The organism is Dialister histaminiformans (assembly GCF_900103425.1).
Taxonomy (GTDB): Bacteria; Bacillota; Negativicutes; order Veillonellales; family Dialisteraceae; genus Allisonella; species Allisonella histaminiformans.
Window position 1 is genome coordinate 30,293 of the sequence record NZ_FMXA01000007.1, and the last position, 23,017, is coordinate 53,309.

Here is a 23,017-nt window from a genome sequence, read left to right on the forward strand (position 1 = left end):
GGAGGATTACATGTTTGGCTTGGGTGCTATATGGAATGACATAATCCGGAGAGGCAGCCGCTCTGGCATGACGGAAATAGAATTTCTGGAAGAAGAAATCCGTCGATGGATGGAGGGCCCGGCAAGGAAAGATATGCTAACCGGCTGCGCTTACTATGATGATCATCAGGATATAGAAGACAAACAGAGAACCATGATTGGGGTAGGCGGTAAAAAGCAGGCAGTAGAGAATCTGGTCAACTATAAAGTTATGGATAACCAGTATGCGAAGCTGGTAGACCAGAAAGCCAACTATCTGCTGGCTAAACCAATTGAGCTGAAGACAGAAGGGAAGGACAGTGCCTATGAGCGGGCATTGGATGATATATTCAATTTCCACTATTTAAAGAAGCTCAAGAAGACCGGCAAGAATGCGTTAAACTGCGGTATTTCATGGCAGTTACCATATATTTCTGAAACTGGCGAGTTAAAAATTAAGTACATTCCGGGATATCAGGTATTACCATTCTGGCATGATGATGAGCACGAAGAACTTGACGCAGCTATCCGCCTTTATCAGGTAACGGTGTATGAAGGGCGGACACCAAAGGTAATCACTAAGGCTGAATACTATACCAGGGATGGTGTTAGATATTACATTTACGATAAAGGTCGTCTTATTCCTGACAATTCTATGACCGATTCTGCTTATATGACTATTGAAGGCAGGCCGATGAACTGGGATAAGATACCTTTGGTACCGTTTCGTTCTAATGATACGGAGCATCCGTTGATACGCAGAGTTAAATGCTTGCAGGATGCACTTAACCAGCTTATGAGTTCTTTACTCGATAATCTTTCCGAGGATATCCGCTCTACCATCCTTGTCCTGTATAACTATGACGGGGAGAACCTAGACCAGTTCAGGCAGAATCTCATGACATACGGATGCGTTAAGATCCGCAGAGATGATTATGCCAAGGGCGGGGTCGAAGCTCTTCACATTGAGGTTAACCCTGATAATTACGAATTGGTGCAGAAACTCTTGAAAAAGGCAATTATCGAAAATGGCCGAGGGTTTGATGCGAAGGACGAGCGTTTCACTTCTGGCCAGGCTAACCAGATGAACATTCAGTCTGCGTATTCAGATATAGATCTGGATGCAGACGACATGGAAAGTGAATTTCAGGCTAGCTTGGAAAAGCTCTTATGGTTCGTGAATACGTATCTGGCTAATATTAAACACATTGCACCAACTGGTCCGGTACAGTTCATATTTAATCGTGACATGCTTACCAATCAGTCTGAGGAAATCGCAAACTGCAAGAACTCTGTGGGTATTCTCTCTGATGAAACAATCATTGCGCACCACCCATGGACAGAAGATACGGCTGCAGAATTGGAAAGATTGAAGAAGCAGAAGCAAGAAGAAGCTGAATCAATGAACCCTTATCATAATGCCTTCCTGCAAAATGACGCCAATCAGAATGATGCTGCTGAGGACTAACTATGAAGCGAAGTACAAAGAATAAACGCTCACGTTCAAGAAAATACTGGACGAACCGGGCACTGAAGCTTTCGGAGATGCAGCATCAGAGGATAGACGTAATGACAGCCGAATTGGCTGATGCCTGGCAGCGGTCAATTAATGATGTAAAGAAGGACATTGAGTCATGGTATTTGCGGTTTAGCAGTGAGCAGGGCATGGATTTAGCCGATGCTCGCAAAACATTAGATTCGCGCAGCATGAAAGCTTTACGTATGGATCTGAAAGAGTTCGAGCGAAAGGCTAAAGCAAATAACGATGGCAAATGGACAAAAGAATTACAGGCTGCAAGTGCAAGAGTTCATTTAACGAGGCTGCAGCAGATACAGCTTCAAATGCGAAACAGGCTGTATGAGATTTATCATCAGACGGCAGACACTACTTCAGCAGCTATTCGGGATACGTACACAAATGAGAGATATCATAATGAGTATCTCAGGCAGCGGAATGAAGGAAAATTCTCTGATTTCTCCAAAATACCTGAGAGGCAATTAAACACAGTACTCAAACAGCCGTGGTCATCTGACGGGAAGGCATGGTCCTCCCGGATCTGGGATAGTAGAGAGAAACTGGCCGGGGAATTGCAGGGAGAATTAACACGTGTACTGCTTCAGGGTAAAAGTCCAACAGAGGCAGGGAAACGGCTTGCTAAGAAAATGGGCACCGGAGAATATCAGGCACTCCGCCTGGTAAACACTGAATGTACATATGCACAGAGCCTTGCGGATGTAGATAGTTTTAAGAGCATGGATGTGGATAAAGTACAATACTTAGCCACATTGGAAGCGCATACCTGCGATACATGTGGGGCCTTGGATGGACAGGTGTTTACCCTAAAAGACGTGGCACCCGGAATCACTGCTCCGCCTATACATCCGAATTGCCGGTGTACGCTTGTACCGTATTTTGAGGATGATGATTCAGACAGATGGATGAGGGACCCATCAACAGGGAAGGGCAGTCAAACAGGGGGGATGACCTATTCTCAATGGGAAAAGAAGTATCTTATAGGGCAAAATAATGGTAAAATAGATATAGAGATAGATGCGGTTACTCCCTGCCTGGTTCGGATGAAAGATGGGAAAACCGTCAATACTACAATTGAGCCTATAACCATTGAGAAAGGACAGTTTTCTGACTGGGAATTTGATTGGTATAAGGCTTCGCAAAAGCCGGATATGCAGGTATATGCGCTGAAAGCAGATGGCGACGAAAGAGTACAGGGACTTATTTCATTGAAACAGGACCGAGAAAATTTGTCTTATTTTGTCGATGCGGTAGAGTCAGCGCCCTGGAATAATAAACACCATAAGAACTTTAAGAGTAAAACTTATGAAGGTGTTGGGCCACATTTATTTGCATATGCATGTAAACGCAGTTTTGAAGATGAGTATGGTGGGTTTGTCCATTTTTATGCTAAATCAGGTCTGGTCGAGTATTACAAAAAAACACTTGGCGCTTTACAAATTGGCAATAGTCAAAAGATGTATATTGATTCTACTTATGCAGAAAGGCTGGTGAATGTGTATTATGGGAAACGAAAAGGATGAGTATATAGAGGGTCTATACACACTAGACGATATTTTTCCATTAGTTATTCCCGACCAAAAACCATTCCCTTGGAACTTACATAAACTGGATGCCTACTGCAAGAAAAAGGGAATTGATCCAAGCCAGCTAACCGATGAGGAGCTAAAACAGTTTGAAATAAAAAAATAATTGATAGATTAACTTGATTTTTAAGCACTCTTAATGGAGTGCTTTTTTATTGCCGCTTTAGCATTGTCAGGCGATAAACGACAAGACCGGAAACGTGAGGTGTGGCTCACGAAAATTAAGCGTAACAGGAGGATATTATGACAAAAGACGAATTGAAAGCATTGGGGCTTAATGATGACCAGATTGCCAAGGTAACTGCGGACTATGGCAAGAATTATGTAGCTAAGTCGCAGTTTAACGCCAAACTGGAAGAATTGAAGCATGCTAAGGCAGAAATGGAGGCACGGAACAAAGAATTAGACACATTAAAGAAGAACAATACAGATAATGATGCGTTGTCTAAAGAACTTGAAACTATGAAGCAGGCTGCTAAGACAAGAGAAAAGGAATACAAGGACCAGATGTCAAAGATGAAGCTTGATTTCGCTGTAGAAACGGAATTGTCTGGAGCAAAAGCAAAGAATATTAAGGCTGTTAAGGCTCTGCTCAGTATGGATAATGTAAAGCTTGATGATGATGGCAAGCTCACAGGATTAGCTGAACAGGTGGAAGGGCTCAAGAAGAGCGATGGCTACTTGTTTGATAATGGCCCAGCACAGACCGCTGCCAATGGCATCCATCCGGGAGAATCCGGGGATGCACCGACAGCAAGCGCTACAGATACAGTAGCTAGTCAGTTTGGTAAGGCTTTAGACGGCTTTTAATGAGTAACGAAAGAAGGAGAAATTAATATGGCTATTAACACATTAGAATATGCGAAGATTTTCCAGACCGAACTGGATAAGAAAATGCTTGAAACCGCTACTTCTGCATGGATGGAATCCAATGCAGGTCAGGTGAAGTATAACGGCGGCGATGAAGTAAGAATCCCGACCATCTCTCTGGTGGGACTTGGCGATTATGATCGTGATAACGGATATAAGCAGGGCGCAGTAACTCTGGGCTACGAAACCCGTAAGATGACCATGGACCGTGGCCGTGCATTCATGCTGGATGCTATGGATGTAGACGAAACTAATTTCGTTGTGGCTGCAGGTATGGTTATGGGAGAATTCCAGCGTATTGAAGTAGTACCGGAAGTAGATGCTTACAGATACTCCGCTATTTATAAGGCTGCTGGCGCTGACCATCAGACAACTTATACTGCGGCAGCGGCATCCATCATGGATTCTCTGGACGCAGATATTACCGCTATTCAGGACGAAATTGGTGATACCGAACCTCTGGTTGTTATCATCTCAAGAAAGGTTCATGCAATTCTGAATGCGGCTAAGAATGTGGACCGTTATATCAATGTCGCAGAATTCCAGAACGGCGCAGTTAGCACAAAGGTTAAGACATTTAACGATATCCCGCTGCTTGACGTTCCTTCCGCAAGATTTAAGTCTGCATATACATTCGATGCAGGTGCAACCAAGAACGCCGGCGGTTTTGCTGCAGCAGATGGGGCAGTAGATATGAACTGGATTGTTATTGCACGTCGTGCGCCAATCGCAGTTTCCAAGCAGGATAAGGTTCGTATCTTTACACCAGATACCTACCAGAATGCTAATGCATGGAAGCTGGACTACAGAAAGTACCATGATCTCTGGATTAAGGATAATGCGCTGGATGCTGTAAGAGTAAACGCTCCGGCTAAGGCGTAATCAGGTTAAATACATTGGAGGTGTCATATGATTGATGATGTGGTAATGCTAATCAGTGCCTATACAGGGTATGAAGTGCCTATGGACGATATGGCGCTCATTTCGTATTTTTGGAAGGCATCAGAGAAGGAAATACTGGCAGATATCAATCAGGAGGCCCTCCCTGATGCGCTGGACCCGCTGCATACACGTATGACCGCCGGGCAGTACATTAACGCCAGACTGGGAGAAATGGTTGGGGATGACGGACTACAGACAATAGGGAGCATCACAGAAGGTAAGGTCTCTGTGGATATTACCGGGGATTCTCCAGCGGATCGCCTGAAGTCTCTTGCTATGGCTTTATGCCAGGATGGAGGTAACGAATGCGCCTGCTTTCGAAAAATCCACTGGTGAAATCCTTTATTGAGGGATTATATGATTCAACGTTCACGGTGTCTATATACCAGAAGGTGACAGACCAAGTAACACATCAGACAACCATGAAACGTGTGGAATCCAAAGAATCATATCCATGCCGGGTTAATGTAGAGAATATGCCGCCGGTATCCAATGCCGGGGTATCCCCTGGGATAATCACGCAACGTATAACGCTTCTGGCTCCGGAAGATGTGGAAATACCGCATGGGTCGCTCATTAAGGTGATGGCAGCGGGAGGACATGCAAGCATGTATGAGGCTTCCGGGGTGCCTGTGATTTATCTGCATCATCAGGAAGTGGAATTGCTCCTTCGTGAGGAACATCCATGAGTATCACATTAAGGGAGTTCAGCGCTAAGCTCCATACGCTGTCAGATCAGGCCAATAGCGAAATGTTGATGCTGAGATGCGCCAATGAATTGGCGGCAAGGATGCTGAGAAAGGTACGGAAGAAAACTCCTGTAGGGGCAGGAGAGTTCGAACCGGTCAGAACAGCAGAAAGGTACGCCAGATACAAGAGTGGAAAGCGTAAGGGGCAGATAAAGCTGAAAAAACTTCGACCGGGTGGGAATCTCCGCAGAAACTGGGAAGCAACACCAGCTCATATGCAAGGAACCGCCTGCGTGGCTAATGTACACAACAACACGAAATATGCGCCTTATGTTGAGTATGGGCACAGACAGAATGTTGGGCAATTTGTGCCAGCACTTGGAAAACGCCTGGTGAAACCATGGGTAAAAGGCACTCATATGATGCGCAATTCCCATGATGAGATGAAGAAAGAGGCGCCAAGCCTTTTAGCAAGGCGGGTTAGTCAGTATATAAGGAGGGGACTAAATGAATGACATTACTCAGGGCATTGTAGATGCTATCTGGCATTTATATGATGGTCAGGTTCCCATATATACCGAGCAACAGAAGCAGGGATTTCAATCTCCCTGCTTTTTTGTTGAGCTGATAAACTCCTCGATTGAGCGTGAAATGGGAAACCGATTTCTGGAAACAGCGACTTTTCAGGTTTCCTACTTCCCGGAACTTACAGAAGGTGACAGCCCTGATTATATAGACATGCAGAAACAAATCAGGCCGCTTACCCTTGCGCTTGAGGTTATCCCCGTAGCAGGAACAAAGGGCATACGAGGCGATGATATCGAGACTGTCATTAATGATGACGTGCTGCATATCACTGTTTCGTATAGCCGGTTTGTTTATCTCGCAGGCGATAGAGAGGCTTATATGGAAACCTTGGAATTACATCAGAGAACAGGAGAATAAGATATGGCAGAAACAGAAACAAAAACTGCACCAGCTTTTAAACTGGCGCAGCTGGAAGAATCCGATAAGTACGAAGCAGTAAAAGACCTGCTTCGCGTCATATTGGCCCCAGATAAGACATATACAACAAAAGAAGTTGATGCCCTTTTAAAGACAGCTCTTGCACGTCCTGTGCAGGAAGAAATTAACAGATAGGAGGAATAATCTATGGCATTAGGCGGAGGCACCTGGCAGTTTCAGAACAAAATCCTGCCAGGCACATATATTAATTTTGTAAGCAAATACCGCGCAGAAGCAGCCATTGCAGACCGCGGTTATGCAACCATGGCCATGGAAATGGACTGGGGCCCGGAAAATACTGTATTCGCGGTTACGAATGAGGATTTTCAGAATGATTCCATGAAGCTTTTTGGCTATGACTATGCATCTGATAAGTTGAAGCCGTTGCGTGATCTGTTTGAACATGCACGCTTGGTCTATTTCTATCGTTTGTCTAACAATGCGGTAAAGGCTTCTAACACTATGGGTACAGCAAAGTATCCAGGCGTTCGTGGCAATGACATTACTACAGAAGTGGTTGCTAACGTAGACGATGAAACAAAGTTCGATGTCAATACCTACATTACCGTTGATGGCGTGACTACAGTAGTGGATAAACAGAAGCTTCTCTCCAAGTGGAATGAAGTAGAGGATAACGATTATGTAGCATGGGCAACCCATGATGATACAGCACTGAAGGCCGCGGCCGGAGTCCCGATGACAGGAGGTTCTAATGGCAGCGAAATTACTTCTATGCAGTATCAGAATTATCTGGACGTCATTTCCCCATATTACTTTAATACCATCGGGTATGCAGGGACTGACAATGTGATTCGTAACCTTTTTATTAACTTTACTAAGCGCATGAGAGATGAAACCGGGTCCAAATTCCAGTGCGTCGTATATGATGCAGAACAGGCTGACCATGAAGGCATTATCTCCATTGCAAATAAGGTTATGGATAAAGGAGAATCTCCGGCTAGCCTGGTATGGTGGGTAGTAGGTGCAGAAGCATCCTGTGCTATCAATGCATCCCTTACCAATGCCAACTATGACGGGGAATATACCGTGGACACCAAGTACAGCCAGCTGGACCTGCAGCGTGCTATTCAGACCGGACGTTTTATCTTCCACAACGTACAGGAAACTCTTTCTGGAGAATTGGTGGGAGCAACCAAGGTGCTGACCGATATCAATACTTTCACTTCCTTTACTAAGTCCAAGAATTCTGATTTCTCTCATAACCAGGTTATCCGTGTTCTGGATCAGCTGGCAATTGATACCGCTAATCTGTTCAATAAGACCTATTTGGGTAAAGAGCAGAATGACGACGAAGGGAGAAAGGCACTCTGGGGAGACATGGTATACCTCAGAAAGGAGTATCAGCGCGTGCGTGCGATTCAGAATTATAAGGCAGAAGATACAGAAATTCCTACTCAGGGCACTGAAAAGACCGCTGTACTTTGCAGCGAAGAAATTCAACCGACTTGCTGCATGGAAAAGCTGTACATTAATACCATTGTTGCGTAAGGGGGTAAGAATACTAAATGGCAGCACCAATTAATGCGATTAGAACGATGCAGGCCAAGGATGTGGTCAATGCCCGCCTGGCATCCGCATACGTTACAGTCAACGGAGAACGATTCCTGCTGTTCCAGGCAAAGACACTGGAAGCAAAGTTTGAAAAGAGCAAGTCTGAAGTACCGATTCTTGGCCGTGTATCCTCTGGGCATAAGGCCACAGGGGGCAATGGAACTGGTTCTATGACAATTTACAAGAACACCTCCAGATTTACCAAGATGATGAAGGATTATAAGGACACCGGCTCTGATATCTATTTCGATATGCAGATTACCGCTAATGACCCAACATCGGATGCAGGAGAAGAAACTATTATCCTGAAAGATTGCAACCTGGACTCTGTTGTCGTGGCTGCATTCGATACATCCGGGGACTGGCTCGAACAGGAAGTTGATTTCACATTCGAGGACTGGGAAATGCCGACAGCATATAAGGATTTGGATGGTATGTTTTAAGTAGTTAAAGGAGAATTGTAATGGCTAATGATTTTAAAGCGTTCATGAATGCCCCGAAAATTGCGGCAGCGGAAATGACCTATGTTGCAAGCCTGCGTTATACAGATGAAAATGGTAAGCCGGTTGAATGGCGTTTTAGACCTATCTCAGCCGCTGCCAACGAAGCTCTGTATACTGACTGCACCCATAAGTTCATTGGGCCGACTGGTAAGCAGGAAACCAAGGTGGATTTCGAAGAATATCAGGCACGGCTGCTTGCTACCTGCATGACCTATCCAAGTCTTAATAATGCAGAACTTCAGGCACACTTTGGAGCAATCGGAGCAGAAGATCTGATTAAGAAGATGCTTCTCCCAGGTGAATATACTAACCTTTTCAAGGCCGTATCTCAGGCACTTGGGTTTGAAAACGACATGGAAGACAAGATTAAAGAAGCAAAAAACTAATAGAAGGCAACGATACATGGGCTAACGTTGCCTATTATTGCTTGTTTCGCTTTCATTGGCCACCGTCAAAACTAATGGCTCTGTCTTATGAGGACAGAGCTTTTATTGTGGCGGCTATTGAGATAAAGACGAAGAAAGATAAGAAGGCCATGAAAGAAGCTAAGCGTAAAGCAAAATAAAAGGAAGGAGGGGTAGCTGGTGGCGGGAATTGTAGAAACTATAGAGCTTCACGACGGCATGAGCCCAGTGCTAAGGCAGATAACTAATCAGGTCGATTCTACATCAAACAGTTTTTCTGAAATGAAAGAGCAGGTGGAGAACACCGCAGAAAGCGGGGGAAGGCTCAAAACTGCATTTAATTCCATGGGGAGCGTATTAAAATCTGTAACCGGGCAGTTTGCATTGGCAAACATTGCGGCAGCGGCTGCCATGAAGGCGGCTGATTTTATTAGCCAGATTCCTGGCAAGCTTGCAAAGGCATCTGATGAATATGCAGGCATACAGGCCAGACTTCAGATGGTGGTTGGCAGTGCTCAGGCTGCATCTGACATGAATGACCGAATCTTTGCATCGGCAATGAGAGCACGAGGCTCTTATGAAGGGATGCTTTCTAATGTATCTAAAATCGCTATGACTGCAAAAGAGGCCTTCCCTGACCCTAAACAGGTAGTTCCTTTCGTAGAAGGCATACAGAAACTTTTTACTATCGGGGGGACTGGTGTAGAAGAACAGAAAAACGCCATGCTGCAGTTAACTCAGGCTTTGGGTTCTGGTCGGCTGCAAGGTGACGAGTTCAGATCTATAGCAGAAGCAGCACCAATGATTGAGCAGATGATTGCCAAAGAAATGGGAGTTACCCAGGGCAAGCTCAAAGAACTCAGCTCGAAGGGACTTATCACAGCGGATGTAATCAAGGACGCAATCTTTAATAATATGGATGAGATTAATCAGAAGTTCAGCCAGATGCCTATGACATTCGGCCAGATTGCGCAGCAGATAAATAACGTACTGCAAAGGGCCTTTGCTCCGGCGCTTCAGGAGATTTCACAGATTGCAAATAGCGAAGGCATGAAGTCGTTTGCATCCGTAGCGGCGCAAGGGCTCATGATTGTCGGTTCTGCTTTGTCTGGAATCATATCCGGACTTTCTGCTCTTGGCAGTATGGTTATGGATGTTGGCAGTTATATTGGCGAATGGTTAAGTGCAGGATTTGTTGTTGCAGAATCAGCACTGGAAACCTTTGCACCGGTTCTGTTTACAGTGATGGGTGCTTATCTTGGCTATCAGGCCGCCATTGCCACAGGGTGGGCTATTGCAAATGTTCCGGCATATATCCACGCTGGTATTGTGACATTAGTCGCAGCCAAGACAGCCATAATGGCAGCTGTAACCTCTGCATGGACTGCTGTGACAAAGGGCGCGACGGTTGCACAGGCCATGCTGAACGTTGTGCTTTCTCTCAATCCTCTGGGTATAGTTATTGGCTTGGTCGTTGCAGCCATTGGGGTATGGGCCGCCTGGCGTTCATCTACAGTAGGATTGAAGCAGACTGTCGCTGAAGCTTTTCGTGCGATTGCTAATATCGTGCAGGATTCGGTTAATATCATGATTTCCGCAGTCAACGGATTGATTAAGGTCCTGAATGTGGCAGCGGGAGGCATTAACACTGTATTTGGCACTCACATTGGCAAGATTGACGAAATCGGGCATGTTTCCGGTTGGGGAGACAGTGCATATAACTTTGTCCAGAACGATGGATGGAAGAATCTCATCCCGAAGTTCTCGATGCCTACTCCACAAGCCGTCGGTGCTGGAGCCGGCAGCGGTTATGGCAATATGCCTGATAACATTCAGGATATGGCAGATAGTGGGAGAAAGACCGCCGATAATACCCAGAAAATAGCCGATTCTGTAGATACACTTGACGAGGACCTGAAATATCTCAGAGATATAGCAGAACGTGAAGTAATTAACAAATATACAACCGCTCAGGTAACCGTAGAAATGGGCGGAGTTACTAATCAGATTTCAAATGAAACCGATATTGACGGGATCGTTGATTCTCTTACTCTCGGAATCCAGCGAGGGATGGAAAATGCGGCGAAGGAGGTTCACATTTAAATGTATTACTTCTTTATGGGGCTAACTCAGCTTCCAGTGCCTCCGGCCAGAATGACTGTTAAGGTACGGAGTAAGAATAAGGTGATCAACCTCATTAACGAGGGTGAAGCCAACCTTCTTAAAACTCCGGGACTTACTGAAATATCATTTGACGTACGACTTCCAAACAAGCGGTACCCATGGGCTAACTATGACAGCAGCCTTATGGGGAGTGCTGTTAATTCACTTGCGAGAAGGCTTACTGGCTCGAGCAATGTCTTTGGGTTCAAAGGCAGTAAATATTTCTTGGACCAGTTCGAGCAGTATAAACGTGGGTGTGTTCCGTTCCGCTTTATTGTTACCCGCATGGGGCAGAGCGGTCTGAATATGTTGTTTTCAACGAACATGTTAGTGACAATAGAAGATTATTCCATTGAAGAAAACGCGAGGGACGGATTTGACGTCACGGTGCCAGTGAAGCTTAAACAATATAAGCCGTTCGGGACAAAGACCGGAACTATCCAGACTGATGAAAACGGCAATAAGAAATTTGTTGTGAATGAACCTCGGGAAAGCATCGATAGAGCTATCCCAAACGCAATCCAGGTGACGAATCAGGCCAGCATCTGGGAGGCTGTACAGGGCGTTTCCAATGGGACTATTGACTGGCGTGACATTATGGCAAGCAACGGGATAGAAAACCCGCTGGAAGACGTACGAGGGAAAGTGCTGGTGATGCACTAATGCCAGACACACAGGGACCAACATTAAATACCTTCACTGGCGGAGGGGATGGCCTGCAAATGATTGTCTACCACAAGAAAACTGAGGAGTACTTTGTCCCGGCTGTATTAGACGGAGTGACATGGGAGCTGCATAGAAAAGGCGCTCCGGGAAAACTCAGTTTCAAAGTGGTTAAAGACGACATACTGAAAATGGAATATGGGGATACCGTGGATGTTTCCTGGAATGGGACGCAGTTTTTCCACGGTTTTATTTTTGAGAAAAAACGAAATAAGAATAAACAATGGGATTGTCTGGCTTACGACCAGATCCGGTATCTCCTGAATAAGGATTCTTTTTCTTATATCGGTAAAAAGGCTAATGAAGTAATTAAAGAACTGGCCGAGGACTATGAGTTATTAGTCGGTGATTTAGATGACACTGGGTTTGTTATAGAAAAAAGGCGGGAGCCAAATACCACTATTCTGGATATGATTCAGAATGCATTGGACCTCACCATGATTCATACGAACAAGATGTATGTCCTCTATGATGATTGCGGGAAACTGACGCTGAAAGACATAGAGAAACTGCAGACTAACCTGCTGATTGATTCTGACACGGCGCAGGATTATGCCTATACCGGAACTATAGATAAGGGTGTTTACAATCTCATCAAGTTAAATGTGGATGAAGGCGAGAATGGTCATAAGGTGTATTACGCTCCGGCATCAAACAAAGACTATGAGAATTCTGAAACCCGTAAGCAGTGGGGCGTGCTGGAGCTGACCCAGAACGCGAACCCTCACAACCAGTTTCCTCAGGATCTTGCTAACAGGCTGCTTGAAAACTATAACAAGGTGTCCAGAACACTCTCTATAAAGGGAGCAGCGGGAGATTTGTCTGTGAGGGGCGGGTCTATGGTTTTTGTAAACATTAACCTTGGAGAAACCGATTGGCAGCAGTCTGACGATGAAGCCAAATTATCTATCGTTGAGACAGTAACCCATAGATTTTCAAACTTTGAACATACAATGGATATGGATGTCAGAAACGATAAGATAACCGGAGTCAGCAATGCTTCGGGCGGAGGTGGTGGAGCAGGTGGCGGCTCTAATGGCAGTAATAGCAACAATTCCAACGGATCTAATGCCACTCAGGCATCACAGAATATCGAACGTGGGGCCGATGCTTTTGTTGGAGCTACCATGCCTTCCGGCCAGAATGGATGCGTGGAAGCAGCTACACGAGTCGGAGGGTATAATTCACCATTCCTGGCCAGAGAAGCTAGGAACGGGGTTGCTGGAGTTAACCGGTTAGTTAGTGATGCGCATAGTTATGGCGTGCCGGTCATCCCGTACGATGAAAGCAAGCTTGAAGTCGGGGACACTATCGTCTACGGCAATAATAAGCATGTGGTCATTTCTTCTGGCGGATATTCTTACGTTGGCAACTCATCTAGCCGGCGCAAAGTGGTAAGAGGCTCAGATTACAGGGAAATGGGAGGACTGCATCCTACTTGGATAATTAAGACCTCTCACGGATAAACGGATAAGAGGTGTTCATATTGAATGGAAAGCTATACCAGACTCTCCAGGCAGCAATTAATCAGACAGTTAACAATATGCAGATGGGAGATTATATTCTTGGGACAGTTGAAACTGTTAATCCCGTAAGTATACGCATCTCACAGCGTGATCTGATTACCTCTGAATTCCTGCTCTTTACGGATGCTGTTAGAGATTTTGACGTGGATATAGAAGTTAACCACACTACAGAGAACAGGGCCGGTGGCGGTGGAGATGCTGAATTTGCCAGCCACAACCATGACTACAAGGGCAGGAAGAAAATCAGAGTCTATAACGGGCTGCATCCTGGCGAAGTTGTTATTCTTATCCGCCAGCAAGGCGCGCAGCAGTATGTAGTCCTATCCAGAATTTCGAATCATACGAATTTGTCAGGGCAGTGGGGGTGATTAGATGGCACTTTTACCAGATACAAGTCCTGACGGGGCTGGCAGCGGCGTTCAGATAGCCGTGCAGGAGACCTATCCCAACAAGACGTATAGGATGTGGATAGATGAAGAAAAAATACAGGGCACAATTACTTCACAACTTGAAGCTGTAGAACAGGCCGTGTATAAAATCCTCAATACGGAAAGATACAAGCATGTGATTTACTCATGGAATTACGGGGTAGAATTGGATGAACTTTTTGGTAAACCTATTCCGTATGTACTCCCGGAAATTCCCAGACGTATCACGGACGCACTCTTGCAGGATGACAGAATCGAAGCGGTAACAAACTTTGACATGTCATATACAAAAGACGGCTCAGTGCTATGCAAATTTACCGTGGTTACTATTTATGGCACTTTACAGGGAGAAAAGGCGGTGAAAATCAATTAAATGTATGAAGACCAAACACCAGAAGTCATAGAGAAACGAATTTTAAGGCGTATGGATAAAAGCATTGATAAACGGGAAGGCTCAATTGCTTACGATGCGACTATGCCGGCAGCCATCGAATTTATGCTTCTGTATACAGCCATTGACTTCTTTTACAAGAATACATTTGGTGATACGGCTGACAGAGAGCATCTGATTGAACGAGCCAAGGAAAGAGGACTTGAACCGTATGAGGCTACAAACGCCATTGTAATTATGGAGAGCCATCCGGAAATGTGCGTTCTCCCTATAGGCTCGAGATACTCAGTAGATGATATGAATTACAGGGTTACTTCCCGCCTGACCGCCGATGGGAATAGGTATCTTGCAGTATGTGAAACGCCTGGCATTGTTGGAAATAAGACATATGGGAGAGCAGTTCCAATTCAGTATGTTGAAGGGCTTACCTATGCTGAAATTGTTGAAGTTGAACGTCCAGGTGAAGACGAAGAAGACACCGAGGCTTTCCGGCAGCGGTATTTGAAATCTTTCCAGACGCAGGCTTATGGCGGAAATATCGCCGACTATCAGGAAAAGGTTGGCTCAATGCAGGGAATCGGTGGAGTTAAGGTTTATCCTGTATGGAATGGCGGCGGCACCGTTAAGGTGGTTTTTTCAACGTCTGAAAACAAGGCCCCAGACCAGCAGCTCGTGTCAGAAGTGCAGGAGGCCCTAGACCCAGTGCCTTATGCACAAAATGGCGTAGGTATTGCGCCGATTGGACATCGAGTAACGGTTGAGGCTGCAGGAGAGAGTGCAATTAATATTGGCCTGAACATTAAGTTCTTGGGAACAGATGACTTTGAATCGTGCACTGATGATATCAAGGAGACCATTCAGACATACTTTGATGAACTGAACGCAGGATGGCAGGATACAGAAGTAGTCACAACCAACAAGTATGAGAACAGGGGGATTGTTGTTCGTATATCTCAGATTGAGAGCCGTTTACTGGATAGGCCTTATGTATCTGATATTTCCCATACAACACTAAACGGGGAAGAAGAAAATATAGAATTACAAAATACTGACCTTGCCACCATCGGCACCATTACAGACATTTCAGGTGATAAAACATGAAGAAACTTGAGAGAGATGTACATGTAGAAAGATATTTTCCTGATGTGCTGGCTCCTGCGAAAGAAATGAAAGCCATTGCAGCAGGTGAGGACCCTGAGTTTCACTTGCTTTACGAGAAGGCATGGAAATGGTTTGCAAACACCTTCATTTTCCACACAGATCTTGAAGGTGTGGAACGATGGGAAAGCATGCTCTCCATTATTCCAGATCCAGATGAATCCTTAAGTGACAGAAGACGTGAAATTCTTTTCAGGGTAAATAACCGACTTCCGTATACAGAACGTACATTAAAGCCGATATATGACATGCTTTACGGAAAGGATACTGTAATTCCGGAAGTCAGAGAAAATCAGTATGCGTTGGTGTTGAATTTAACCGGTGATGCAATCTGGGAAGCGGGAAAAGTTAAAACACAGGCCCGCTGCATTGCTCCGGCAAACTTAACCATCTTAGCGTGCAGAAATCTGGGAGACTATCCGTCTGAAATCTATGCGACTGGAATTTTGCGCAGCTATCGGTGTACACGATATGAAATGACAGCTAACGCACATATTAGCGTTGATGATACGGGTATGCATATAGCCGGTGCTGTTGTACACAATTTTAAAAATCATGTTTTAGCAGGAGAGGAGTAAAAAATGGCTCAGTTTCCAAAACTGAAATTTACTAATGACGGCATGGAAATGCTGATAAAAGCACAAAATGGGCATTCGCTTACCTTTACGTGTGCTAAGCTAGGCAGCGGCAGCCTGGAGTATAGCGATGATATTACAACATTCACCGATTTAAAGGCTCCAAAAATGACGCTGCCCATTGTTCTGGCCGATGACAGCCAGAAAGAAAAAATATCGTTGACGTTTAACGCGTCTAATGCGGATTTGGATGAAGGATTTATTTCCCGTGAATTAGGTGTTTTCGCAAAATTGGATGACGGGTCCGAAAAGCTGTATGCCTATAGTAATGCGGGAAATAATTACGACTATATCCCGAACAAAGACACACCAACGGACGAAAACAGATTGGTAATCGATTTAATTGTCAGCTCAAATGCAGAAATCAATGTTCTGATTGACGGCAGCATTGTATATGTCACGCGTAAAGATGTAGAGAATATGCTCGATAGCCGGCTGCAGGTAACAAAGACAGCAGATAAGCCAGCCAGCATGGATGATAAAGGGCTGTGGGTGGAAATAGTTGGATAAGGAGGTATAGTAATGAGCATTTTAAAATCAATCTTGCACAGATGGAATAAAGAGAATAAAAGCTATGATACATTGCATCCAGAAACAGAATCTGCGCAGATTACCGACTGGCACAGCGGAATTATAGCAAGTCTTGCAAGCAAGACGTTGGGAACCGTAGTGGATGCTATTACTACCGATTCCGTTCTCGGGAAGCTCATCAAGATGCTTTTGAACGCCAGCGGCGTGAAGTACCTTATTGATACTAATGGGTACGTTTGCTTTGGCGAATACTTCGGGGGATTAATTATACAGTGGGGACTTTCTAAAGAAAATAGTTCAAGCACAGCCACAATATCATTACCCCTTGCATATCTGCATTCACAGCTTTTTGCCTCTGCAATTGATTGGGGCGCATATGGAAAAGCATACGGTGTTAATAACCTAGGGAAGGCATCATTTAATGTAGTAGCTCCTTTCACTCCGTTCTCTGTTTATTACCTTTCTATTGGTTACTGAACAGTGGGGAAATGTTGCAGACATTGCAAGACAATCGTATGTAACAATGCCATTAAGTGCAGTCCCTATAACAGTAGTTGCAAATGACATAACGATGCAGGGGGACCCGCTCGTTTTAAGCACGTGGGGATACAAAAAAGGCGCATTCATGATTGACGGTAAGCGGATTACCAAAGGATATGGAAATCTGTGGGCGATGTGGATTGCTATCTGCAGATAACCACCCCTGAGAAGCCTCCCATGCTGGTGGATGCCGTGGCAAATCTCAGCCTCTGCCCATCTGAAAAACCTGCCTTGAAAGTTGCTGTGTATTTATCACTGATAGATGTGCCATTGGTTCGACTGGTATCATAGTCGGTGGCAAGAACTTGAAAAACTTTACTTACCTGCAACGGTAAAATCCAATCGCAATAGGTGGAATTCCCAAAGCTTACATTTCCCCACTGTTTACACTACCCCTATTATAATCACATGACACCTAGTATCTGAGGTGGTACCCGGGCCATATATAATAAGGTAATCTGGGCTGAATCCAAAAGCATATCTAGCCATCCCATGGTCTGATACCACGCCAGCTAGGCATCTATTCACCGTAATGGGAAGAGAAACTTTATACTGATCGACCCCTGTTATAACATAAAGTCCCCACTGTTTAAGCGACACCAACCACTAAGACGCATCCGCCGATTGTGTCTCCACTATAGGTAGCTCCAAATCGCATATTAATTTCCGTGTTGGAAATCGCCGTGACAACATACCCCATAGGTATACTGTCTGCGCCACCCTTATGGGCGGCAGCTATATACAAAACATTGTGTATTCCTATCGGTTGATGGAATGTTCCTTCAAATATGTTTTGCCCATTTAATTGTTTTGTACGATTACAAGTGACATTTCCCCACTGTATACTGGTTGCTTTTGGAGGAGAGAACGATGGGGAATATGCACGGTCCCTGAAAAGATTTGCTTTTATTGCAATCCAATATTTACGCTGGTTGTGGGCATTTTGGGAAATCAGTAATTCTGGAATCACCCTATTTTCATCGGATTTGCTGGAAACAGTAGTAACAACCACGAAATCACAAAATATATAGCGAAATCGTGGCTGTCATCTGATTTACAGTATCGCATTAGTAACATTATTTTAATAGTTCAATGCATTTCCGGAGTTGCCTAGTATTTTTGTGGGTATAGACGCGCTCGGTGACATCGCCGCCCGCGTGCCCTAAGATGCGCCGCTTGGAAGTTTCGTTGGCCCCGGCATTGTCAAGCAAGGTTGTGACAGTGTGCCGGCAATCATGCGTTGTGTGGCCAGTCGCGTTGATGAGCTGCATCACGGCACGCCAGATGATACAATAGCGGCTATAGTCATATGGTTTCCCACTGGCATCACTCAGAAGAGTAGCCCCCGGAGAATCCATCCTGCCAATAATCAATGGAAGAATTCTGGGATGGATGGGAATAATCCGGATGCCGGAAACGGTTTTGCTCTTGGTGATACGGATGAAACGTTGCCGGATGTTGACGTCTGACTTATGGAGATGGAGCAGTTCTCCGACTCTCATACCCGTATAAAGCAATATCAGCACAGTATCAACGTTGTCGTTGCAAGCGGATTTCCATAAACGGTTTATCTTCTGCCGGCTAAATGGTTTATGTGGCCGGACCTGCTTGTTCTTTCCGATGGATAAGAGCGGAGCATAGTTCTTATTGGTCAGCTCAATCTTGCTAGCATACTGAGATAGTAATGAAATAAGTGATCGCACCTTTTTAAGCGAGCTGTACGACAGCCCGCTTTTTCTCATATCATCTATGATTCTTTGATAGTCCATGTATTTCAGGTCAATAAACGGTTTCTGGTGCAGTGATGAGAGATGCTTGAATGAATTTTCATAGCTGCACAGTGTCGATTTTGATGGCGAGGTATCTGCCGTGTGTGCTGGCAGCCACCGATGGTACAGTTCTTCCAGTGTTATTTGATGTCCAGGAAGGGAGCGATGGCTATGAGTCTTGTTGTAATCAGCTTGAAAGATTTCAGCGTCAATCTGGTTGGTAAAATATTCAACAGGTCTTTGTTTACCATTCTCCGATATTACAAAAACGAACGGCCTCCTCCGGTTTCCGGACAGCCGTTTGATGCAGCCATATCCATTTGGTTTACGCATAATAAAGACCTCCTTCATGGAGGCTATTTTACTATATGGAGGATAATAAATGATTAACAGCAGTGCAACGAATGTAGATTATTACGTTTCAGGCTTTAACTCAACCGGCAAGAGGGTAGGATCCATTATCTGCGACTTTGACCCGAACAAAGAAAAGAACGCAGACAAGGTGTCTGCACTCATAGATAAAGCGAAAGAGCTATTTACCGATGCGGAGGTTGTAGAAGTTATCTCTGCCGCCGACTATGCAAGGTATTTGTCGGGCGAATATGTAAGGGGAGCGGAGGGCAAGCCTGTTGCTTACATTGCACCGGAGCCGACCTCCGCAGAAAAGAAAGCGTCTGCTATTGCTACGATTAAAGCAAAGTACCAGCCAACTTTGGAGAACCTTATAGAAGCAAGGGTAAAAGCGGCTATGTTGGGAGCTGATACGTCGAAAATTGACAGCCAGTATAAAACCACACTCGCCAATATGGCGGCTGAAATTAAAAATGCATAAGGGGGTTAAATCATGGAATTTTGCGAATACTGTGGGAACCTTTTGAATGATGATGGCCGATGCCCTTGGGACGAATGCCCACGCAATGCGATTATTGACGCCATAGCTGAAGCCAAGAAAGCTGATGAGCAGAAAGACAAAACTGCAGAAAATAAAACTAATAACAATGGGTGATGTATGATTACAGATATAGTTAAGGGAGCAGGGCAGACGGTCTCATCCATCACAACAGGATGGGTAGAAAAGTTAATCATCAGTGGAACACTGATTGCCCTTGAAAAGCACTGTGTAATTTTTGTGCTATTCACCATGGTTGTTTTCATAGACCTGCTAGCCAAATGGATTGCGCTTGCATACAAAGAACTTGTACATGAGCGTGCAACTGATAGATCGTTATTATCATGCATCAAGGCCATACCAGAAGCACATCGTAAAGGCATCATCAACTCCTATGTCATGAAAACACAGTTTGTAGGGAAGATAATTGTATATATGCTGATAACCTTACCGGCTATATGCATAGATACCGCGATAAAGGTATCCGGAGGACATGCTGAGTTTGGTATGATGGTACTTGCTTACTTGTGTTTAACAGAACTTTTATCAATTGTGGAAAACTTAAATGATGCGGGAGTATCAGCATTATCAGGACTGATTACTGCAATCAAAGGGAAACGAGGTGATTAAATGATTAAGGGTATAGATGTAAGTAAATGGCAGCAGAACTTTGATTTTAAACTCGCAAAGGAATTAGGCTATGATTTCTGCATAGTAAGAGCAGGTAGAACAACCGCTGCCGGCCAGCCGGTTATGGATGAAGATTTTTATGAAAATATTAATGGCGCTAAGCGCGCTGGGCTGGACGTTGGCATTTATTACTACTCGCTGGCTACTACCAAAGAAATTGCAGTCCGAGAAGCTGACTGGATCCACAAGCTGCTAAATAGCGACTTGAGAAATACCGCTTTGAAGTCAGGCATTTGGATTGACGTTGAGGATTCCAAACAGGCGAAGTTATCACCGGAAAGATTAACCTCAGTTATAATGGCTGGCATAAACCGGCTTAACTCATACGGCCACTATGTTGGGCTGTACTCAAGTTGCTCATTCTTCAGAAATAATGTAGTTCTGAAAAATCTCCCTGGATATATTCCATTGTGGGTGGCACAGTACGGTAAAGAAAATACGCTCAAAAAACTGTACCCAAGGAAAACAATCTCCGCTTGGCAGTATTCTGACCGTGGAAAAATTGGCAATAATACAGTTGACTTAAATATTTGGTATTAAAAATTGTGGAAATGTCAAAAATCTTAAAATCAGCACAAAATAGGGCTTGTTTTTCGCATCGTCCATGAGTAATTTGCCATAGAATTAATAAAAATGCGTTAAAAGTATCTTTTTGCGCGAATTCTCATTTAAAAAAGAGATTTATCAATAAAGAAGGGGGCAAAATGTGGGAAAAATCAAAAACTTTGTTAAAAATCATGGTCTTGACGTTTTGTCTGTCGTTATCCTTGCCGTGGTTGTCTTCTGCTGCGGATATGATTACTACCTCAGAAGCAGGACCTCGAACGACTATCGTGATGTCAACCGAACAGTGGACAACGTTGAAACAAGAATTGACAGAGCAGACAATCGAGCTAAATCAGCTCAGACAGAAATTAAAAATGCTGAGGTCCACATCCGGAGAGCAGATAAAACTTCTCGAGAGCTTACAAAACGATCTGAGCAAAACACAAGAGAACTTGATGAGTGCCAACGTCTCGTTGACGGCATGTCGAAACGAGCTGAAAGAATCCAGGGCATCATTGCAGACGTTGAAAAATCAAATCAAGACTCTGAAGCACAAACAAACCGTGACTCGTAGGCAGCGGGATGTATGGGCAGCCTTATGCGGTTTGGTACTCGTGGCAAGTGTTCGGTAATTCCGAACAGTTCAGTTGTTCAATTAGTTGTTCAATCATAATGGCAGCTGTAACCTCTGAATTTTTAGTTGTTTAATCAGTTGTTGTATAATAGGCTTAATTGAGGCGTGCATTTTGGGATACACGTCTGAGGGAGAGGCATTGTTCCTCTCCCTTTTTTCGTTTTCAAAAAACGCATATTTTGTAAATGAAGATTCCTTCGATTACAAAAATCGCATTTTTTATAATTGAACTTGTCGGGATTTCCGACAGGTTAGATCACATAAAAAGAGAGCATGTACATAATGGAATGTACGTGCTCTCTTTTCGTGTCAAAAATGGAAGTCGTCAAAAAATCGTCAAAAATAACTCAAAAAAAGCTGTAAAATCGTGCAAATAAAAAAGCAGTGCATACCGGATTTCTCCGATAAACACTGCTTTTTGTGTGTTCTTGCAAATCTGCGAAAACCTCGGGTTACTTGGAGTACAGTTCGACGATAAGAGTTTCGTTAACTTCATCCTTGTATGGAAGTTCTTCACGAAGCGGCATACGGGTCAGGGTTGCAGACCAGTTGTCGAAGCTCTTTTCAATGTATGGCAGATCAAATGTCTTCAGTTCCTGGAAGGACTGCTTGAACATTTCGTTTGCACGGTAGCCTTCACGCAGGGAGATAACCTGGCCAGCCTTTACCGGGTAGGACGGGATATCTACGCGCTTGCCATCAACGTTAATCAGACCATGATTAACCATCTGGCGTGCCTGACGGATGGAACGAGCGAAGCCAGCACGGTATACCAGGTTGTCCAGTCTTGTTTCGAGGAGGACGAGCAGGTTGGTACCGAGGACGCCATTCATTCTTCTTGCTTTATCATAATAGCGATAGAACTGTCTTTCGAGCAGGTTGTACATCGCCTTTACCTTCTGTTTTTCTGTGAGCTGAAGTCCGTATTCAGACATCTTCTTCTGACGGGTTTCAGCTGGCTGCCGTTTTAACGCTTTCGCATGACCATAAATGTTAAGGCCAAATCGTCTGCTTGTCTTAAAGCGGGGATTTCTGTTTGTTGCCATTGTGTAAGTCACCTCTTCTAAAAATTTACTATTCCGAATTGAAATAGCTTAATTATTATACCTATAAGGGGAGCTTCTTGTCAACTGCTTTTCCCGGGAGATGGCTGTACTTCTAAAAAAGCAGCATTGGCAGGAGAGATACCGCAGCATATGGGTTTTCGCGGCGCAATTATCAGGACAGCAAAACCGAATTTCTGATATAATAATAGACTGTATTATGAATCC

30 protein-coding genes are annotated in these 23,017 nt (G+C 44.4%); 27 read left to right on the forward strand and 3 right to left on the reverse strand.

Annotated elements, in window-relative coordinates; genetic code table 11:
* Nucleotides 1–10: 10 nt before the first annotated feature.
* The 22 genes from BLQ79_RS03260 (at nucleotide 11) to BLQ79_RS03365 (ending at nucleotide 17,155) form a co-directional block, all read left to right on the forward strand.
* Nucleotides 11–1,486: a phage portal protein gene (locus BLQ79_RS03260; RefSeq protein WP_091363826.1), complete on the forward strand. Its 1,476-nt coding sequence runs from the start codon at nucleotides 11–13 to the stop codon at nucleotides 1,484–1,486.
* A gap of 101 nt (nucleotides 1,487–1,587) precedes the next feature.
* The gene (locus BLQ79_RS03265) at nucleotides 1,588–3,075 is read left to right on the forward strand and encodes a minor capsid protein (RefSeq protein WP_159427828.1); all 1,488 of its coding nucleotides are present in this window, start codon (nucleotides 1,588–1,590) and stop codon (nucleotides 3,073–3,075) included.
* Nucleotides 3,056–3,244 carry a lyase family protein gene (locus tag BLQ79_RS03270; RefSeq protein ID WP_143270060.1) on the forward strand — a complete coding sequence of 63 codons (189 nt, stop codon included), beginning with the start codon at nucleotides 3,056–3,058 and terminating at the stop codon, nucleotides 3,242–3,244. Before BLQ79_RS03265 ends, BLQ79_RS03270 begins: the two co-directional genes overlap by 20 nt.
* 137 nt (nucleotides 3,245–3,381) lie before the next feature.
* Entirely contained in the window at nucleotides 3,382–3,948 is a 567-nt protein-coding gene (locus BLQ79_RS03275) for a phage scaffolding protein (RefSeq protein ID WP_091363832.1), read from the forward strand.
* A gap of 27 nt (nucleotides 3,949–3,975) precedes the next feature.
* Nucleotides 3,976–4,890 (forward strand): hypothetical protein, encoded by a 915-nt coding sequence (locus BLQ79_RS03280; protein WP_091363833.1) that lies wholly within the window; start codon nucleotides 3,976–3,978, stop codon nucleotides 4,888–4,890.
* A 27-nt stretch (nucleotides 4,891–4,917) separates the two neighbouring features.
* Entirely contained in the window at nucleotides 4,918–5,286 is a 369-nt protein-coding gene (locus BLQ79_RS03285; RefSeq protein ID WP_091363835.1) for a hypothetical protein, read from the forward strand.
* On the forward strand, nucleotides 5,256–5,639 hold the full coding sequence (locus BLQ79_RS03290; RefSeq protein WP_091363837.1) for a hypothetical protein: 384 nt from the start codon (nucleotides 5,256–5,258) through the stop codon (nucleotides 5,637–5,639). Before BLQ79_RS03285 ends, BLQ79_RS03290 begins: the two co-directional genes overlap by 31 nt.
* Entirely contained in the window at nucleotides 5,636–6,154 is a 519-nt protein-coding gene (locus tag BLQ79_RS03295) for an HK97 gp10 family phage protein (RefSeq protein ID WP_091363839.1), read from the forward strand. Before BLQ79_RS03290 ends, BLQ79_RS03295 begins: the two co-directional genes overlap by 4 nt.
* On the forward strand, nucleotides 6,147–6,584 hold the full coding sequence (locus BLQ79_RS03300; protein WP_091363840.1) for a phage tail terminator family protein: 438 nt from the start codon (nucleotides 6,147–6,149) through the stop codon (nucleotides 6,582–6,584). Before BLQ79_RS03295 ends, BLQ79_RS03300 begins: the two co-directional genes overlap by 8 nt.
* Nucleotides 6,585–6,587: 3 nt before the next feature.
* A complete protein-coding gene (locus tag BLQ79_RS03305) occupies nucleotides 6,588–6,779 on the forward strand; it encodes a hypothetical protein (RefSeq protein WP_091363841.1) in 192 nt (63 codons plus the stop codon).
* A 12-nt stretch (nucleotides 6,780–6,791) separates the two neighbouring features.
* Nucleotides 6,792–8,153: a phage tail sheath subtilisin-like domain-containing protein gene (locus BLQ79_RS03310; protein WP_091363843.1), complete on the forward strand. Its 1,362-nt coding sequence runs from the start codon at nucleotides 6,792–6,794 to the stop codon at nucleotides 8,151–8,153.
* A gap of 17 nt (nucleotides 8,154–8,170) precedes the next feature.
* The gene (locus BLQ79_RS03315; protein WP_091363845.1) at nucleotides 8,171–8,659 is read left to right on the forward strand and encodes a phage tail tube protein; all 489 of its coding nucleotides are present in this window, start codon (nucleotides 8,171–8,173) and stop codon (nucleotides 8,657–8,659) included.
* 20 nt (nucleotides 8,660–8,679) lie between these two features.
* Nucleotides 8,680–9,105 carry a phage tail assembly chaperone gene (locus BLQ79_RS03320; RefSeq protein WP_091363846.1) on the forward strand — a complete coding sequence of 142 codons (426 nt, stop codon included), beginning with the start codon at nucleotides 8,680–8,682 and terminating at the stop codon, nucleotides 9,103–9,105.
* A gap of 198 nt (nucleotides 9,106–9,303) precedes the next feature.
* The gene (locus tag BLQ79_RS03325) at nucleotides 9,304–11,226 is read left to right on the forward strand and encodes a tape measure protein (RefSeq protein ID WP_091363848.1); all 1,923 of its coding nucleotides are present in this window, start codon (nucleotides 9,304–9,306) and stop codon (nucleotides 11,224–11,226) included.
* Nucleotides 11,227–11,949: a hypothetical protein gene (locus BLQ79_RS03330; protein WP_091363850.1), complete on the forward strand. Its 723-nt coding sequence runs from the start codon at nucleotides 11,227–11,229 to the stop codon at nucleotides 11,947–11,949.
* Nucleotides 11,949–13,475, forward strand: a complete 1,527-nt coding sequence (locus BLQ79_RS03335) for an XkdQ/YqbQ family protein (protein WP_091363852.1) — start codon at nucleotides 11,949–11,951, stop codon at nucleotides 13,473–13,475. The genes BLQ79_RS03330 and BLQ79_RS03335 overlap by 1 nt, the downstream gene beginning before the upstream one ends.
* Before the next feature lie 20 nt (nucleotides 13,476–13,495).
* Nucleotides 13,496–13,903 carry a DUF2577 domain-containing protein gene (locus BLQ79_RS03340; protein ID WP_091363854.1) on the forward strand — a complete coding sequence of 136 codons (408 nt, stop codon included), beginning with the start codon at nucleotides 13,496–13,498 and terminating at the stop codon, nucleotides 13,901–13,903.
* A 4-nt stretch (nucleotides 13,904–13,907) separates the two neighbouring features.
* A complete protein-coding gene (locus tag BLQ79_RS03345; protein ID WP_091363856.1) occupies nucleotides 13,908–14,336 on the forward strand; it encodes a DUF2634 domain-containing protein in 429 nt (142 codons plus the stop codon).
* 51 nt (nucleotides 14,337–14,387) lie between these two features.
* On the forward strand, nucleotides 14,388–15,455 hold the full coding sequence (locus BLQ79_RS03350; protein ID WP_159427829.1) for a baseplate J/gp47 family protein: 1,068 nt from the start codon (nucleotides 14,388–14,390) through the stop codon (nucleotides 15,453–15,455).
* Nucleotides 15,452–16,090 carry a putative phage tail protein gene (locus tag BLQ79_RS03355; RefSeq protein ID WP_091363859.1) on the forward strand — a complete coding sequence of 213 codons (639 nt, stop codon included), beginning with the start codon at nucleotides 15,452–15,454 and terminating at the stop codon, nucleotides 16,088–16,090. The genes BLQ79_RS03350 and BLQ79_RS03355 overlap by 4 nt, the downstream gene beginning before the upstream one ends.
* Before the next feature lie 3 nt (nucleotides 16,091–16,093).
* The gene (locus BLQ79_RS03360; RefSeq protein ID WP_091363861.1) at nucleotides 16,094–16,657 is read left to right on the forward strand and encodes a hypothetical protein; all 564 of its coding nucleotides are present in this window, start codon (nucleotides 16,094–16,096) and stop codon (nucleotides 16,655–16,657) included.
* Between the two features lie 12 nt (nucleotides 16,658–16,669).
* The gene (locus tag BLQ79_RS03365) at nucleotides 16,670–17,155 is read left to right on the forward strand and encodes a gp53-like domain-containing protein (protein WP_091363862.1); all 486 of its coding nucleotides are present in this window, start codon (nucleotides 16,670–16,672) and stop codon (nucleotides 17,153–17,155) included.
* Nucleotides 17,156–17,807: 652 nt separating this feature from the next.
* On the opposite strand, the gene BLQ79_RS08250 is transcribed toward BLQ79_RS03365, so the two are convergent.
* Both BLQ79_RS08250 and BLQ79_RS03375 read right to left on the reverse strand, forming a co-directional pair.
* Nucleotides 17,808–18,230: a hypothetical protein gene (locus BLQ79_RS08250; RefSeq protein ID WP_159427830.1), complete on the reverse strand. Its 423-nt coding sequence runs from the start codon at nucleotides 18,228–18,230 to the stop codon at nucleotides 17,808–17,810.
* Between the two features lie 64 nt (nucleotides 18,231–18,294).
* Nucleotides 18,295–19,320 carry a tyrosine-type recombinase/integrase gene (locus tag BLQ79_RS03375; RefSeq protein ID WP_091363865.1) on the reverse strand — a complete coding sequence of 342 codons (1,026 nt, stop codon included), beginning with the start codon at nucleotides 19,318–19,320 and terminating at the stop codon, nucleotides 18,295–18,297.
* Between the two features lie 49 nt (nucleotides 19,321–19,369).
* Between BLQ79_RS03375 and BLQ79_RS03380 the strand changes: the two genes are divergently transcribed.
* The 5 genes from BLQ79_RS03380 to BLQ79_RS03395 all read left to right on the forward strand — a co-directional run bounded on the left by BLQ79_RS03380 (nucleotide 19,370) and on the right by BLQ79_RS03395 (nucleotide 21,686).
* Nucleotides 19,370–19,819, forward strand: coding sequence for a hypothetical protein (locus BLQ79_RS03380; RefSeq protein ID WP_091363867.1), 450 nt, complete (start codon nucleotides 19,370–19,372; stop codon nucleotides 19,817–19,819).
* Nucleotides 19,820–19,831: 12 nt separating this feature from the next.
* Complete coding sequence (locus BLQ79_RS08255) at nucleotides 19,832–19,993, forward strand: hypothetical protein (protein WP_159427831.1); 162 nt, start codon at nucleotides 19,832–19,834, stop codon at nucleotides 19,991–19,993.
* A gap of 3 nt (nucleotides 19,994–19,996) precedes the next feature.
* Nucleotides 19,997–20,506 carry a phage holin family protein gene (locus BLQ79_RS03385; protein WP_091363868.1) on the forward strand — a complete coding sequence of 170 codons (510 nt, stop codon included), beginning with the start codon at nucleotides 19,997–19,999 and terminating at the stop codon, nucleotides 20,504–20,506.
* Nucleotides 20,507–21,106 carry a GH25 family lysozyme gene (locus tag BLQ79_RS03390; RefSeq protein ID WP_091363870.1) on the forward strand — a complete coding sequence of 200 codons (600 nt, stop codon included), beginning with the start codon at nucleotides 20,507–20,509 and terminating at the stop codon, nucleotides 21,104–21,106. It begins immediately after the preceding gene.
* 166 nt (nucleotides 21,107–21,272) lie between these two features.
* Nucleotides 21,273–21,686 carry a hypothetical protein gene (locus tag BLQ79_RS03395; protein ID WP_143270064.1) on the forward strand — a complete coding sequence of 138 codons (414 nt, stop codon included), beginning with the start codon at nucleotides 21,273–21,275 and terminating at the stop codon, nucleotides 21,684–21,686.
* A gap of 512 nt (nucleotides 21,687–22,198) precedes the next feature.
* On the opposite strand, the gene rpsD is transcribed toward BLQ79_RS03395, so the two are convergent.
* Nucleotides 22,199–22,792, reverse strand: a complete 594-nt coding sequence (gene rpsD, locus BLQ79_RS03400; protein WP_091363874.1) for a 30S ribosomal protein S4 — start codon at nucleotides 22,790–22,792, stop codon at nucleotides 22,199–22,201.
* Between the last annotated feature and the right edge of the window lie 225 nt (nucleotides 22,793–23,017).

Coding starts and splice junctions, on each gene's coding strand:
- BLQ79_RS03260 (WP_091363826.1), top strand. CDS start 11: ATGTTTGGCTTGGGTGCTATATGGAATGACATAATCCGGAGAGGCAGC.
- BLQ79_RS03265 (WP_159427828.1), top strand. CDS start 1,588: ATGACAGCCGAATTGGCTGATGCCTGGCAGCGGTCAATTAATGATGTA.
- BLQ79_RS03270 (WP_143270060.1), top strand. CDS start 3,056: ATGGGAAACGAAAAGGATGAGTATATAGAGGGTCTATACACACTAGAC.
- BLQ79_RS03275 (WP_091363832.1), top strand. CDS start 3,382: ATGACAAAAGACGAATTGAAAGCATTGGGGCTTAATGATGACCAGATT.
- BLQ79_RS03280 (WP_091363833.1), top strand. CDS start 3,976: ATGGCTATTAACACATTAGAATATGCGAAGATTTTCCAGACCGAACTG.
- BLQ79_RS03285 (WP_091363835.1), top strand. CDS start 4,918: ATGATTGATGATGTGGTAATGCTAATCAGTGCCTATACAGGGTATGAA.
- BLQ79_RS03290 (WP_091363837.1), top strand. CDS start 5,256: ATGCGCCTGCTTTCGAAAAATCCACTGGTGAAATCCTTTATTGAGGGA.
- BLQ79_RS03295 (WP_091363839.1), top strand. CDS start 5,636: ATGAGTATCACATTAAGGGAGTTCAGCGCTAAGCTCCATACGCTGTCA.
- BLQ79_RS03300 (WP_091363840.1), top strand. CDS start 6,147: ATGAATGACATTACTCAGGGCATTGTAGATGCTATCTGGCATTTATAT.
- BLQ79_RS03305 (WP_091363841.1), top strand. CDS start 6,588: ATGGCAGAAACAGAAACAAAAACTGCACCAGCTTTTAAACTGGCGCAG.
- BLQ79_RS03310 (WP_091363843.1), top strand. CDS start 6,792: ATGGCATTAGGCGGAGGCACCTGGCAGTTTCAGAACAAAATCCTGCCA.
- BLQ79_RS03315 (WP_091363845.1), top strand. CDS start 8,171: ATGGCAGCACCAATTAATGCGATTAGAACGATGCAGGCCAAGGATGTG.
- BLQ79_RS03320 (WP_091363846.1), top strand. CDS start 8,680: ATGGCTAATGATTTTAAAGCGTTCATGAATGCCCCGAAAATTGCGGCA.
- BLQ79_RS03330 (WP_091363850.1), top strand. CDS start 11,227: ATGTATTACTTCTTTATGGGGCTAACTCAGCTTCCAGTGCCTCCGGCC.
- BLQ79_RS03335 (WP_091363852.1), top strand. CDS start 11,949: ATGCCAGACACACAGGGACCAACATTAAATACCTTCACTGGCGGAGGG.
- BLQ79_RS03345 (WP_091363856.1), top strand. CDS start 13,908: ATGGCACTTTTACCAGATACAAGTCCTGACGGGGCTGGCAGCGGCGTT.
- BLQ79_RS03350 (WP_159427829.1), top strand. CDS start 14,388: ATGGATAAAAGCATTGATAAACGGGAAGGCTCAATTGCTTACGATGCG.
- BLQ79_RS03355 (WP_091363859.1), top strand. CDS start 15,452: ATGAAGAAACTTGAGAGAGATGTACATGTAGAAAGATATTTTCCTGAT.
- BLQ79_RS03360 (WP_091363861.1), top strand. CDS start 16,094: ATGGCTCAGTTTCCAAAACTGAAATTTACTAATGACGGCATGGAAATG.
- BLQ79_RS03365 (WP_091363862.1), top strand. CDS start 16,670: ATGAGCATTTTAAAATCAATCTTGCACAGATGGAATAAAGAGAATAAA.
- BLQ79_RS03375 (WP_091363865.1), bottom strand. CDS start 19,320: ATGCGTAAACCAAATGGATATGGCTGCATCAAACGGCTGTCCGGAAAC.
- BLQ79_RS03380 (WP_091363867.1), top strand. CDS start 19,370: ATGATTAACAGCAGTGCAACGAATGTAGATTATTACGTTTCAGGCTTT.
- BLQ79_RS08255 (WP_159427831.1), top strand. CDS start 19,832: ATGGAATTTTGCGAATACTGTGGGAACCTTTTGAATGATGATGGCCGA.
- BLQ79_RS03385 (WP_091363868.1), top strand. CDS start 19,997: ATGATTACAGATATAGTTAAGGGAGCAGGGCAGACGGTCTCATCCATC.
- BLQ79_RS03390 (WP_091363870.1), top strand. CDS start 20,507: ATGATTAAGGGTATAGATGTAAGTAAATGGCAGCAGAACTTTGATTTT.
- rpsD (WP_091363874.1), bottom strand. CDS start 22,792: ATGGCAACAAACAGAAATCCCCGCTTTAAGACAAGCAGACGATTTGGC.